Below are 12,350 nucleotides of genomic sequence, written 5' to 3'. Positions count from 1 at the left end.
CTCCTGGAGCGTGGTCAGACAACCGTGAGCGGGAGGGGGATACCCCGATCCTCGAAGACGAAGGACGAACCCGTGCTGAAGCGGGTGATGGCGACCTCGTCGCACTCGTTCGCCGGGGATTCGGCACGGAACACCTCGACGACCAGAGCCTCTTCGGTCTCGGAGACCAGACGGGTGGTGAAGTGCGGATCCACACCACGCACCAGGGCGTCGAGCGGACCGAGGTGTTCGGGGTCGATCAGGGTGGGCCAGGACCCGTCGTCGAAGGCGCCACCTCGCCGGTTGATCCGGAGACCCAGCGCGTCGTCGTCGAAACAGATCACCCGATCGACGTACCGGTGCGGTGCCAGCAGCGGATGCACGTCGAGTACCGCGGCCAGGCCGGCGAACGAGCGCGGCAGTCCCAGCGCGGTACGGATTCGCTCGGACGTGATGCCGGCGATGCCGGTGAGCTGCTTACGGGTCAGCTCGATCGCGGACTGCTCGTCGGTCCGCTTGCGCACACTCATGAGGAACCCGAGCGCGAGCAGGTGATGCTGCAGGCACACCTCTTCGGCGATGCGTACCAGGGCCGACTTCGAGAACTCGTCGAACCGGAGGTCTGCGAGGAGAGGGCCCGAATAGTCGTGTCTCCCTTCACCGTCCCGGTCGATCGGACGCAGCTCGAGTGCCACGGCCGCGGTCCGGCCGAGCGCTTCGGTGTGTGGTTCGACAGCCGGTGGTTCGTACGACGCGTCGATCGTGACCGTCCACGCGCAGTGCGGGCGCCGATCGGCCGGCGCGCGGGGCGGCCGATGGATCGGCCGCACCCTCGCGTGCGGATTGGTGGCGAGGGCGGTGGCGTCGAAGGTCGGGTCCTCGATGTCGTGGCACATCGCGGTCACGTAGGCGTCGCCGAGCGGCTCGACGTCCATCAGTGCCCCACAGTGGTCGAGCCAGAACTCGCCGTGGTCGCGGTCGTGGACGCGATAGCGGAAGTCCATGAACTGCGGGGGCGCCCCGATGTCGAGTTGCATGCCCTTGAAGATGGTGACGACGTCGTCGCCCTCGAACTTCAGGGCACGCTGCATGCGGCGCGTGTACCACGGCGAGGACGCCTGCCATTCCTCGATGGCCACCTCCGCCATGCCCTCCCGACCGAACGCCGAGATCAGATGTGCCATCCCCGAACGGTCGATGAGCTGACCGCACAGCAACAGTTCGGGGACGAGCACGGCGAGGTCGGTGCGGGAGAGCGCGGCGAACGATCCGCCGGTGTCCACAGCGGTCACCACAACGGGACCGGCGACTCGCCGACCCGGTACCAGCCGGGAAGCCGCTTCTTCCCCGTCGATCGCTCGATCCGCTTCTGCATACCGTCGGACAGCGCATTCGCCGTGATCATCTCGAGGAACAGGTGCGAGACGTTGCCGAAGTCGAAGAAGTCGCGCTGCCACGACCACTGGAAGTTGCCGCCGTACCGGAACCAGCTCCCGCCGATACCGTGCACGGAGTAGTGCTCACCGTTCTCACGGGTCCTGTCGGCGACCTGCTTCCAGAAGCCGATCACGTCGCCGGAGCGTTCGTCGACGACGAACTGCTGGTAGGGGTACTGCCAGCCTTCGAGCCCGTCCATCTCCTGGCCCAGTGCGAGATCGCGGATCTCCTCGCGGCCCACGGCCATGAACTCGTCCTTCGGACCGTAGTTCCAGCCGTAGGTGGCGTCCTCGGTGTACATGTCGGCCAAAGGCTTCCAGTCGCCTTCGGCCTCGGCGCGCTTGTTGGCGTCGACCCAGCGGGTGATCATCTCGTCGAGCTCGGCACGATCGAACGTGGCCATCCTGTCTCCTGGTCCTCAGTTTTCGACGATGCGAAGGGCTTGGGTGGGGCAGTACTTCACAGCTGCTCGTACGTCGGCATGCATCTCCTCCGGCACGGGATCGAGGAGGATCTCCACCTCACCCCGTTTGGCGACGGAGAAGACGTCCGGGGCTTCCATCGAGCACATCGCGTGTCCCTGACACAGATCGAGATCTGCTTCGATCCTCATCCGAACCTCACTCCTGCGTCGCCGTGCCGGTGTCCGACGCCGCCCGGGTGCGTCGTCGGTACCGCACAGCACACGGCTGTTCGAGTTGAACCACCATCTTCGAGTGGTCGTTGCGGTAGGTCCCGGGCGGCTGGGACAGTTCGAACTCGAAGTCGCGCAGCAGAACCGAGAATATCGCCTTCAGCTGCATGAGCGCGAACGCCGCTCCCACACAGCGGTGCCGGCCGGCCCCGAACGGGATCCAGGTCCACCGGTTGACGATGTCCTCCTGGTTCGGGTCGATGTAGCGGCCGGGATCGAAAACGTCGGGATCCGGGAAGTCCTCCGGGATCCGGTTGGAGATCGCCGGTGTCGCACCGACGAGATCGCCCTCCGAGATCCGGTATCCGGCGACCTCGAAGTCGTCGCGCGCGACCCGCAACAGCAGGATCAGCGGCGGATGCAGCCGCAAGGTCTCCTTGAGTACTGCTTCGAGTACCGGGATCTGCCGCAGTGCATGGAAGCTGACGCTCTCGCCGTCGGAGTACAGGACGTCGAGTTCTGCCGTGACCTGCTGCATGTACTCGGGGTTGCGCAACAGTTCGATGAGCGCCCAGGCCGCCGTGCCCGAGGTGGTGTGGTGGCCGGCGAACATCATCGAGATGAAGATGCCGGTGATCTCGTCGGCACTGAACCGTTCCTTGCCGTCCTCGTCCTTGATGGAGACGAGGACGTCGAGCATGTCGCGGTCCTCCTTGCCCTGCGGCGGGTTCGCGATGCGCCCGTCCATGATCTCCTGCACGAGTGCCACGAGTCCGCGGCGGGCCTCGTCACGTCGTCGGAAACTCTCGATCGGCGCGTAGGGATCGACGAAGGCCAGAGCGTCGGTGCCCTTCTCGAGGTCGTGGTAGAGGTGGGCGAATCGTCCGTCGAGCTGGTCGCGGAACTTCTTGCCGATCAGGCAGGCCGACGACGTGTAGATGGTCAGCTCGGCGAAGAACTCGAGCAGGTCGATCTCGCCTTCGTCGCCCCAGCCGGCGACCATGTCCTGCACCTCGCGGTCGATGGTCGCCGCGTGACCTCGCATCTGTTCGCCGCGCAGCGCCGAGTTGTGCAGCATCTCCTTGCGGCGCTCGGGGCTGGCGTCGAAGACGACGCCCTCACCGAAGACCGGCTTCATGAAGGGATAGGCGGCCTGCTGGTCGAGATCCTCGTCCGCGGCGCGGAAGAAGAATTCGTTGGCCTCCGCGCCGGAAAGGAGTACGACCTTCTTGTCGGCGAGCTGGAAGACCCCGACGTCGCCGCACTCCTCGCGCACCCGGCGCATGAGCGCGATGGGATCGGTCCGCAGTTCCTCGAGGTGGCCGTGTTCGTGTTCGCCGCCGGACACACGCCGGGGTTCGACGAGTGTGGTCATGGATTGTCCTTCCGCAGGGGTGCTTCGGGTTGAACCTCGATGAGCACGATGTGGGCGCCGCGGGGGGCCGAGACGACCGAGAGCGCGGCCGCGGCGATGTCGGATGCACGAAGGAAATAGGGATGTCGGGCGAAACCCCATGTGCCCCAGTCCTCGAGCATCGGTTCGAGCACCTCCGCCGGCGCGGTCATACCGGCACCGGTCTGCGTCGGCCCGGGGCGCACGACCGACGCGCGGACACCCGTGCCCTCGAGTTCCATCCGCATCTCGCGGACGAGCGCTTCGAGGCCGGTCTTGGCGGCATTGTAGGCACCCATCCAGGGCCGGGGAAGCACGGCACAGTCGGATCCGATCACGACGAAGTCGCCGCGCTTGCGGTCGATCATGCCGGGCAGCACGCGATGGGCCAGGCGTTGCGTGCCCATCAGGTGCACGTTGACCTGGAAGGCGAACCGGTCGGGGTCCATCTCGTGGGGCAGCGCGAAATCCATGTCGCCCGCTCCCGAGACGACGATCTCCGCAGCGCCCAGAGCCTCTTCTGCTGCGGTGACGAATTCGTCGACGGAGTCGGTGGACGACACGTCGAGGAAGTGGGCGAAGGCCTCGCCGCCCTCAGCGCGGATCTTCTCCGCGATCGCCGCGCACTCCTCCACGCGGCGCGCCCCGAGCGCGACGGGATGTCCGGCCTCGGCGAGCGCGTAGGCGGTGGCGGTACCGATTCCGGACGAGGCCCCGGCGACCAGCGCGGGACGACGTTCGGGGTGGGGTTCGAATCTAGGCATGTCGTTCGGTGACCTCTACAGGAAGGGCCGCGAAGCCTCGGACATTGGTGGAATGGACACGTTCGCAACGGTCCTCGTCGATCTCGTAGTCGGCGACGCGCCGGGAGAACTGTTCGAGCGCGATGTTCGCCTCGAGGCGGGCCAGGTGTGCGCCGAGGCAGAAGTGCACTCCCCCACCGAAGCTCGCGATCTTCTGGGAGCTGTCGCGTCCGATGCGGAAGTCGTCGGCGGCGTCGAAGACGTCGGAGTCGCGGTTGGCGGAGCCGATGAGCAGCAGGACCTTCCCACCGGCCGGGATGGTGGCGTCGTGCAGTTCGAGGTCGGCGACGGCGGTGCGGGCGACGATCTGACTCGAGGTGTCGTAGCGGAGGGTCTCCTCGACCCATTGCGGTGCACGAGCGGGGTCGCGGAGCACCTGCGCCACCTCGGACTTGTTGTGCGCGCCCCAGTAGAGGGCATTCCCGAGCAGTTTCGTGGTGGTCTCGTTGCCCGCGACCACCATGAGGAACATGAAGCCGATGATCTCGTCGTCGGTGAGCCGGTCGCCGTCGATCTCGGCGGCCAGCAGCGCCGACGTGAGGTCGGAGGTCTCCTTCTTCCGACGTTCGGCGAGCATGTCGGCGTAGTAGCCGACGAGGTGCAACGAGGCCTCCATCGCGGCGACCGGCACGTCGAGTACGCCCTCCTCGCGGTGGACGACGAGGTCGGCGAGACGGCGGATCTCGTTGCGGTCGGATTCGGGCACACCCATGAGTTCGGAGATCACGTCCATGGGCAGCTTGCCGGCGAACTCCGAGATCCAGTCGAATTCCCTTGCCCCGACAGCGGGTTCGAGGTAGCGCAGCGTCAGCTCGAGGATGCGTTCCTCGAGGTCGGCGACGCGACGCGGAGTGAATCCTTTGGAGACGAGGCGGCGCATGCGCATGTGCCGCGGGTCGTCCATCGCGAGGAAGGACATCACCTTGTGGGCGTTGGGTCCGTAGGCGGACGGATCGAGCGAGACACCGTTCGCGCTCGAGAGGCGAGTGTTGTCGCGGAAGGCCGCGACGACGTCGGCGTGACGGGACAAGGCCCAGAACTCGAGGTCGGGGTTGTGGTAGACCGGCGCCTCTTCACGGAGGCGGCGATAGGTGGGATACGGATCTTCGTGGAAGGCGTAGTCGTACGGGTTGAAGATCACGGGGCCGAGCGTCGGTGGATCGGGCGAAGCGGGCCCTGCGTGCGACGCGGAGCCCGGAGATGCCTGGATCATGGATCACTCCAATAGAAGTCGGGCGGATGTCTCCAGCCTGTCGGCGAGTTTCTCGTAGGTGCCGTAGCCCATACCGGCCCGGACCAGCGCGCCGGCATAGAGCAGCTCGAGTGCTTCGAGTTCGTCGGGATCGGAGTCGGCGCCGAGCGCTGCCGAGATCCGGTGACGGATGTCGAGTCCGATGCGCGCACGCAGGTGTTCGACATCGGGGTCCTGACCGAGCAGTGCACTGGTGACGGCAGCGGCGAGCTCGGGTTCGTCGGCCAGCAGCAGCGCGATTCCCCGCAGTACCGCGACCACCCGATCGGCACGGCTCGTGTTCTCGGCGTCGGCGGCGTCGGCCGTGGGAGCGTTGGCCAACCGGCGCCAGAACACCTCGGCGACGAGGTGTTCCTTGGACGAGAAGTAGGTGTAGGCGGTCGCCGGGGCGACTCCGGCACGGGCGGCCACCATACGCACCGTCAGCCCCGTGAATCCCTCCTCGCGGAGCACCTCGACCGCGGCCTGCGTGAGCCTCGCAACCGTGTCGGCCTGCTTCTCGGTCAGGCGGCGACGGGTCGATTCGAGATTCACGTTTCTGGACACGTGTCTGGACATTACTACGGTCGAAGGGGGTCGGCAATGCCCGCGGCGCGTTCATCCGACGAATTCAGCGCTGTCGCGGGTGGATACGGACGGGCATGGCCTTGATGCCGTTGATGAAGTTCGACCGCAACCGACGTGGTTCGCCGGCAGGCTCGACGCGGTCGATACGCGCGGCGAGGGTCTCGAACATGATCCGCAGTTCGAGCCGCGCCAGATGCGCCCCGAGACAGAAGTGCACACCCGTCCCACCGAACGCCACGTGCGGATTGTGCTCGCGCCCGATGTCGAAGATGTGCGCGTCGTCGAAGACCTCCTCGTCGCGGTTCGCGCTCGGGTAGTACACGATCACCTTGTCACCCCGTTCGACCTGCTGGTCGCCGATCGACACCGGGCAGGTGGGCGTGCGGCGGAAGCCCACCACGGGGGTGACCCAGCGCAGGATCTCCTCCACTGCGCTGTCGGTCAGACCGGGATCGTTCTGCAGCCGGCGCCACTGCTCGGGATGGTCGACGAATGCCTGCATCCCGCCCGAGATCGCGTTGCGCGTCGTCTCGTTGCCCGCGATGACGAGCAGAACGAAGAACATGTCGAATTCCATCTCGGAGAGCGTGTCGCCGTTCCCGTCGGGACACACCAGCTTCGAGACGATGTCATCGCGCGGTTCGACTCGCCGTTGCGCGGCGATCTCGTTGGCATACAGGAAGATCTCGGCGGCGGCGAGTTCGCCGTCCTCCTGGGTGGTGCCGTATTCGGGGTCGTCCCAGCCGATCATGCGATTCGACCAGTCGTACAGCTTTCCCACGTCCTCGGCCGGTGCGCCGAGCAGGGCTGCGATCACCTCCAGCGGCAGGGGTGCCGAGATCGCCGGGACGAAGTCGATCACAGTGCCGTCGCGTGCGGCCTCGACGGCGGCGTCGACGGTGCGTTCGCACGTCTGCCGGATACGCTCCTCGAGCGTCTTCACCATGCGGGGGGTGAAACCTCGGCTGACGAGTTGCCGCAGGCGGGTGTGCTCCGGCGGGTCGAGGTTGAGCAGCATGGACGCCTGTTTGAGGCGTGTCTCCTCGTCGAAATCGTCGATCTGGGTGGTTCCGAGCGCCGAGGAGAAGGTCGTGCTGTCGCGGGAGACCGCGATGACGTCGGCGTGCCGGGTGACGGCCCAGAAGCCCACGCCGCCCTCCTCGGGTTGGCGGTGAACCGGACAGGTGCGTCGGAGTTCGGAGAAGTAGTCGTGTGGGACCCCCTGGGCAAAGAGACGTCGGGGTTCTTGAGATCTGTGGGTGAAGTCGTCATGAAGCCGCTCTCGTGGGATCGTACGAATGGCATTCGTTTACAAACTACTCACGTTCGTTTGGAACGGAAGCCCCTTAGACTGTTTTCATGGCAGACGACAACTCCCGACCCGTGCGTCGGCGGACACTGACCCGCGACAAGGTCGTCGCAGCAGCGCTCGGGATCGTCGACGAGCTGGGATGGGAACAGCTCACGATGAGCACCCTCTCGTCGCGCTTGGGAATCGTCACGGCCTCGCTGTACAACCACGTCCGCAATCTCGACGACGTGCGGGCGGCCGTGCAGATCCGCGCGATGACCGAGCTCGGAGCACATCTGCGCGAGGTCGCGATGGGCCGCAGCGGCATCGACGGGCTTCGCGCCCTGATCGACGCCCACCACGCCTGGGCCGTCGAACATCCCCGCCGCTACGGCGCGCTGACCACCGCACCGGTCGACCGCGGCGGCCTGCTCGCCGCCGCGCTTGACGCCAACGTGGCCCTGCGCACGATGCTCGCGTCCTGTGGCGTCCCCGAGGAGGAGACGCTCGAGGCCGCGGTCGGCATGTTCGCCGCCCTGCACGGTTTCGCGGTCCTCCAGAGCAGCGGCTTCCTGGGCGACGAGCTCGATCTCGACCACATCTACGAGACGGTCGTGCGCGGAGTTCTGACCGGCGCCTCCCTCGACCCCACCAGGACGCGCTAGAGTGACACCCATCAACTGAACACATCCGTCTTCAGATGGAGGGGTCATGCGGGCGATCGACACTCTCGGCGATCTCGTCTCACCGCTCGGTGGCACGATCAACGCCGCCAACGTCATCATGCAGCTCGCACATCCCGGCGTCGGCCAGGGCGTCGTCGACAGCACGGTCGACTCCGGCCGGGCCGACCTTCATCCGATCAAGCGGGCCCGCACGACCGGTACCTATCTGGCGGTCGCAGTGTTCGGCAACGACACCGACCGCGATTTCGTCCGCGAGTCGGTGCGGAGGATCCACGCCCGGGTCGCCTCGTCACCCGGCGCGGAGGTCCGCTACAGCGCCAACTCCCCAGCCCTGCAGTTGTGGGTCGCGGTCTGCCTGCTCAAGTACTTCGTCGACCAGCACGAGTTCCTGTACGGCCCGCTCACCGACGAGCAGTACGCCCGGATCCTCCGCGACGGCGCGACCCTCGCGACGACGCTGAACGTCCGACCGGAGTCGTGGCCCACGACCCGCGAGGAGTACGAGGAACTGTGGAAGGCCGGCATCGCCGACATCTCCATGAACGAGCAGGTGCGCGAGTACCTCACCGAACTCTGCAATCTCGCGTTCCTCGAAGTGCGTCTCGGACGACTGGGCCGCGGCATCCACCGGGTGCTCGGCAGGTCGTTCGAACTGATCACCCGCGGCGCACTGCCGCCGGAGTTCCGCGACCTCATGCACTACCGGTGGACACCCGACGACCAGCGGCGCTTCGACCGCTATCTCGTGGCGGTCCGGCGCCTGCACCGCGTCACGCCGTGGGTGTGGCCGCTGCTGTGGAAGGCCTATCTGCTCGATCTGCGCACGCGGCAATGCCTCAGACTGCGGGTCTTCTGAGCCCTGCCCCCCACACGACGGAGCTACCCGTCCGCCTCGGGTGACGCGTCGAGCAGTTCGGTGAGGCGGTGCGTCAGGATGTCGCGGGCCGCTCGCGGCGCGAGAGCGTCCACGACGACGAGTGCGGCGAGACCGGTTGCCAGGCCGAGCAGTTCGTAGGCCCGGGACCGGAACCGCGCCGCGTCCTCCTGCTTGCCGCTGTCGGTGGCGAGACATCCGCCGATCAGCTGCGCCAGGAGCGATACGAGTTCGTCGTATCCGCGCACGACGCGGTCCTTCAGCTCGGATCGTGTGCACGCATACGTCTCGAACGTCTGCGCGACGCGCACGAGCCGGCAGTCGTCGGCCGTCTCCGGGATCAGTTCGGTCAGCACCGCGTCGAGGATCGATGCGGGGCCCTCCCCCTCGACACCGTTCTCCGGGATCCGCTGCCGCACGCGCTCGGTTCCCAGTTCGTTGACCGCAGTGAACGCTCCCGTCAACAGGGCGTCCTTGGTCGGGAAGTAATGCTGCACCCGCCCCACCGACACGCCCGCCACCGCCGCGACGCGCCTGATCGTCACCTGCTGGGCACCTTCGGTGTCGACGATGGCGAAGACCGCGTCGAGGATCTCCCACCGTCTCTCGTCGTGCGTTGCGCCGAGGCCACGAACCGTCACGGCACCACCATCATTTCAGTTCATTTGTATTGATTTGTTCGCTTCCCCACCGTAGCGTGGGCAGCGGATCAATACAAATGTATCGTCACAGATGTGGAGGCACTCGTGGAATCGATCGCGACCCTCGTCGGTGTCCTGTTCGTCGTCCAGGGCGGAGGCGGCCTGATCAACAATCTCTTCGGCGACTCGAAGAGCTGGTTCGCGCTCAACTACGTCGACCTGCCCGCGCCGCTGCATCTCGCGGGGCATGCACTCCTGCTCGCCGCCGGACTGCTGATGGTGGTGCGTACCAAGGGCTGGAAGTGGCTCGTCGAGGATTGACCTAACCCGACGCTCCCGCACGACTCGCGCCCTCCACGAGGTGGGCGAGTTCGTCGAGCGTCCAGGGCGGCGACGTGTCGTGGTCCCGCCACGCCAGCAGCGTCGGTGTCGGCTTGTCGAACCGACCGACGAAACATCCGGAGCCGGCGAAGATTCCGCCGGTCACGGTCGCCGTGTCGCTCGCGAGGTAGGCGTAGAGCCGCGCCACGTACTCCGGCGGCGCCGGGTTGCGCGAGCCCTCGTAGGTGACGTCGTCGAGCAATCCGCGCTCGTGCAGTCGCTCGATGTGCCGCTCGTACTCCGGTCCCGTCGACAGTCGCGTGCGGGCTCCCGGGCACACGACGTTGGCCCGCACTCCGTGCTCGCGCAGTTCGGCAGCGATCGCCGCGGTCAGGCTGTTCACCGCACCCTTTCCGGCCGGGTATCCGGTACCGCCGTAGTCGCCGAGGAACGCGAACGATCCGGTGTTGACGATCACCCCGCGCCCCTGCGCCACGAACCGGGGCGCGAACACCCGGCACGTACGGAAGGTGCCGGTCAGATGCGAATCGATCAGGTCGTCCCATTCCTCGTCGGTGACTGTGAGGATCGACGAGCCCGGAGGTTCCGCGGTGCCGGCACAGTTGATCAGCGCGTCCGCCGCGCCGAACTCGTCGAGGGCCGCCCCGAGGAGATCCTCCGCGACCCCGGAGGCGGCCGCCGAACCGGACACTCCGATCGCACTGGCGCCCTGCGACACGAGCTCCGACACGGTGTCGCGCACCGCCTCGGCGTCGCGGCCGTTGACCACCACCCGTGCGCCCTCGTCCACGAGGGTCCGCGCCACCGCCCGTCCGATCCCCCGGCTGGAGCCCGTCACGACCACGACGCGGCCCGCGAGCGGGGTCGAATTGTCCGGCCCCGAATTGTTGTCTGCCATAAGGTTCCCCGTTCACCCATTGCGCTGCCTCGAGTGCCCGAACTATAGTCCAGACACCTGTCCAGAACCGAGGGAACGTCTGATGACACTTCGCCCCACCGACAGCTCCACCCTTCTGATCGACGGCAAGCTCGTACCCGGCAGCGGAGGCACCTTCGCGATCACCGATCCGAGCACCGAAGAACTGCTCGGCCACGCGGCCGAGGGCACCGCCACCGACATGGACGCCGCGATCGCGGCCGCACGTCGCGCCTTCGACGACACCGACTGGTCACGCGACCACACCTTCCGGGCCCGCTGCCTCCGTCAGTTGCGCGACGCCCTGCGCGAGCACATCGAGGAACTGCGGGAGATCACCATCGCCGAGGTCGGCGCTCCCCGATTCCTCACGAGCGCCGCGCATCTCGAAGGCCCCATCGACGACCTGCTCTACTTCGCCGACCTCGCCGAGAGCTACGCGTGGACGCAGGATCTCGGCAACGCCTCCCCCATGGGCATCCCGACCCACCGCTATCTGCTCAAGGAAGCAGTCGGGGTCGTCGGCGCGATCACACCGTGGAACTTCCCGCACCAGATCAACTTCGCCAAGCTCGGACCCGCTCTCGCCGCCGGGAACACCGTGGTACTCAAGCCCGCCCCCGACACCCCGTGGTGCGCGGCCCTGGTCGGGCGGATCGCGGCCGAGGAGACCGACATCCCACCGGGAGTGCTGAACATCGTCACCTCGAGCGACCACAGCCTCGGCGCACAGCTGAGCGAGGATCCGCGCGTCGACCTGATCTCGTTCACCGGTTCCACCGCGACCGGCCGGGCCGTGATGCGCGCGGCCTCCGAGAACCTCAAGAAGGTCTTCCTCGAACTCGGCGGCAAGTCGGCGTTCATCGTCCTCGACGACGCCGACCTGCGCGGCGCCTGCTCGATGGCGGCCTTCACCGTGTGCACGCATGCCGGCCAGGGCTGCGCGATCACCACGCGTCTGCTCGTCCCCCGCGAACGGTACGACGAAGCCGTGGCCCTGACCGCGAAGTCCATGAGCGGCATCCGGCCCGGCGACCCGCGCGATCCCGGCACGGTGTGCGGGCCGCTCATCTCCGAGAAGCAGCGGCAGCGTGTCGAGGGCTACATCCGCCTCGCCGTCGAGGAGGGCGGCACGATCGTCACCGGCGGCGGACGTCCGACCGAACACGAGCGCGGCTTCTTCGTCGAACCCACCCTCATCTCCGGCCTCGACAACTCCGCACGCACAGCGCAGGAGGAGATCTTCGGTCCGGTGCTCGTGATCCTCCCTCACGACGGCGACGACGACGCGATCCGCATCGCCAACGACTCCCCCTACGGCCTCTCGGGTTCGGTGTACGGCACCGATCCGGACCGCATCGCGCGGGTCGTCGCAGGTGTACGGACCGGCACGCTGGGCGTCAACGGCGGCATCTGGTACGCCGCCGACGCCCCGTTCGGGGGTTACAAGCAGTCCGGGATCGGCCGCGAGATGGGTGTGACCGGTTTCGAGGAGTACCTGGAGACCAAGCTCGTCGCCGAACCCGCGAGCTGAC

General features: G+C 67.1%; 13 protein-coding genes and 1 pseudogene. 4 read left to right on the top strand and 10 right to left on the bottom strand.

Going from position 1 to position 12,350, the window contains the following annotated elements; translation table 11 throughout:
- Positions 1-14: 14 nt before the first annotated feature.
- The 8 genes and pseudogenes from CKW34_RS04160 to CKW34_RS04125 all read right to left on the bottom strand — a co-directional run bounded on the left by CKW34_RS04160 (position 15) and on the right by CKW34_RS04125 (position 7,337).
- Positions 15-1,274, bottom strand: coding sequence for a hypothetical protein (locus tag CKW34_RS04160; RefSeq protein WP_059384224.1), 1,260 nt, complete (start codon positions 1,272-1,274; stop codon positions 15-17).
- Positions 1,268-1,819: a Cif family virulence factor gene (locus tag CKW34_RS04155; RefSeq protein ID WP_016693017.1), complete on the bottom strand. Its 552-nt coding sequence runs from the start codon at positions 1,817-1,819 to the stop codon at positions 1,268-1,270. The genes CKW34_RS04160 and CKW34_RS04155 overlap by 7 nt, the downstream gene beginning before the upstream one ends.
- A gap of 15 nt (positions 1,820-1,834) precedes the next feature.
- A complete protein-coding gene (locus CKW34_RS04150) occupies positions 1,835-2,029 on the bottom strand; it encodes a ferredoxin (protein ID WP_059384225.1) in 195 nt (64 codons plus the stop codon).
- Positions 2,030-2,036: 7 nt separating this feature from the next.
- Positions 2,037-3,425, bottom strand: a complete 1,389-nt coding sequence (locus tag CKW34_RS04145) for a cytochrome P450 (protein ID WP_059384226.1) — start codon at positions 3,423-3,425, stop codon at positions 2,037-2,039.
- Complete coding sequence (locus CKW34_RS04140) at positions 3,422-4,207, bottom strand: SDR family oxidoreductase (RefSeq protein WP_059384227.1); 786 nt, start codon at positions 4,205-4,207, stop codon at positions 3,422-3,424. The genes CKW34_RS04145 and CKW34_RS04140 overlap by 4 nt, the downstream gene beginning before the upstream one ends.
- Positions 4,200-5,387, bottom strand: a complete 1,188-nt coding sequence (locus tag CKW34_RS04135; RefSeq protein WP_059384228.1) for a cytochrome P450 — start codon at positions 5,385-5,387, stop codon at positions 4,200-4,202. The genes CKW34_RS04140 and CKW34_RS04135 overlap by 8 nt, the downstream gene beginning before the upstream one ends.
- A gap of 75 nt (positions 5,388-5,462) precedes the next feature.
- Entirely contained in the window at positions 5,463-6,032 is a 570-nt protein-coding gene (locus CKW34_RS04130; RefSeq protein ID WP_059384229.1) for a TetR/AcrR family transcriptional regulator, read from the bottom strand.
- Between the two features lie 76 nt (positions 6,033-6,108).
- Positions 6,109-7,337 (bottom strand): annotated as a pseudogene (locus CKW34_RS04125) (cytochrome P450).
- 87 nt (positions 7,338-7,424) lie between these two features.
- Here CKW34_RS04125 and CKW34_RS04120 point away from each other — a divergent pair.
- Positions 7,425-8,021 carry a TetR/AcrR family transcriptional regulator gene (locus CKW34_RS04120; RefSeq protein ID WP_059384230.1) on the top strand — a complete coding sequence of 199 codons (597 nt, stop codon included), beginning with the start codon at positions 7,425-7,427 and terminating at the stop codon, positions 8,019-8,021.
- 46 nt (positions 8,022-8,067) lie between these two features.
- Positions 8,068-8,898, top strand: coding sequence for an oxygenase MpaB family protein (locus tag CKW34_RS04115; RefSeq protein WP_059384231.1), 831 nt, complete (start codon positions 8,068-8,070; stop codon positions 8,896-8,898).
- 23 nt (positions 8,899-8,921) lie between these two features.
- On the opposite strand, the gene CKW34_RS04110 is transcribed toward CKW34_RS04115, so the two are convergent.
- A complete protein-coding gene (locus tag CKW34_RS04110) occupies positions 8,922-9,557 on the bottom strand; it encodes a TetR/AcrR family transcriptional regulator (protein WP_059384232.1) in 636 nt (211 codons plus the stop codon).
- A gap of 93 nt (positions 9,558-9,650) precedes the next feature.
- Here CKW34_RS04110 and CKW34_RS04105 point away from each other — a divergent pair, with 93 nt between their 5' ends.
- Positions 9,651-9,878, top strand: coding sequence for a hypothetical protein (locus tag CKW34_RS04105; RefSeq protein WP_197700690.1), 228 nt, complete (start codon positions 9,651-9,653; stop codon positions 9,876-9,878).
- Position 9,879: 1 nt separating this feature from the next.
- Here the strand turns inward: CKW34_RS04105 and CKW34_RS04100 are convergent, their stop codons facing one another.
- The gene (locus tag CKW34_RS04100; RefSeq protein ID WP_059384233.1) at positions 9,880-10,797 is read right to left on the bottom strand and encodes an SDR family NAD(P)-dependent oxidoreductase; all 918 of its coding nucleotides are present in this window, start codon (positions 10,795-10,797) and stop codon (positions 9,880-9,882) included.
- Positions 10,798-10,879: 82 nt separating this feature from the next.
- On the opposite strand from CKW34_RS04100, the gene CKW34_RS04095 reads away from it, so the two are divergent.
- Entirely contained in the window at positions 10,880-12,349 is a 1,470-nt protein-coding gene (locus CKW34_RS04095) for an aldehyde dehydrogenase (protein WP_059384234.1), read from the top strand.
- Position 12,350 lies beyond the last annotated feature (1 nt).

Source organism: Rhodococcus rhodochrous (assembly GCF_900187265.1).
GTDB classification, from domain to species: Bacteria; Actinomycetota; Actinomycetes; order Mycobacteriales; family Mycobacteriaceae; genus Rhodococcus; species Rhodococcus rhodochrous.
The sequence above is the reverse complement of the archived record's forward strand: the minus strand, read 5'-3'. Positions and strand labels throughout refer to the sequence as shown.

Bases quoted from the DNA above. Each gene is read 5' to 3' on its own strand.
- CKW34_RS04155 (WP_016693017.1), bottom strand. From the start codon at position 1,819: ATGGCCACGTTCGATCGTGCCGAGCTCGACGAGATGATCACCCGCTGG.
- CKW34_RS04150 (WP_059384225.1), bottom strand. From the start codon at position 2,029: ATGAGGATCGAAGCAGATCTCGATCTGTGTCAGGGACACGCGATGTGC.
- CKW34_RS04145 (WP_059384226.1), bottom strand. From the start codon at position 3,425: ATGACCACACTCGTCGAACCCCGGCGTGTGTCCGGCGGCGAACACGAA.
- CKW34_RS04140 (WP_059384227.1), bottom strand. From the start codon at position 4,207: ATGCCTAGATTCGAACCCCACCCCGAACGTCGTCCCGCGCTGGTCGCC.
- CKW34_RS04120 (WP_059384230.1), top strand. From the start codon at position 7,425: ATGGCAGACGACAACTCCCGACCCGTGCGTCGGCGGACACTGACCCGC.
- CKW34_RS04115 (WP_059384231.1), top strand. From the start codon at position 8,068: ATGCGGGCGATCGACACTCTCGGCGATCTCGTCTCACCGCTCGGTGGC.
- CKW34_RS04100 (WP_059384233.1), bottom strand. From the start codon at position 10,797: ATGGCAGACAACAATTCGGGGCCGGACAATTCGACCCCGCTCGCGGGC.
- CKW34_RS04095 (WP_059384234.1), top strand. From the start codon at position 10,880: ATGACACTTCGCCCCACCGACAGCTCCACCCTTCTGATCGACGGCAAG.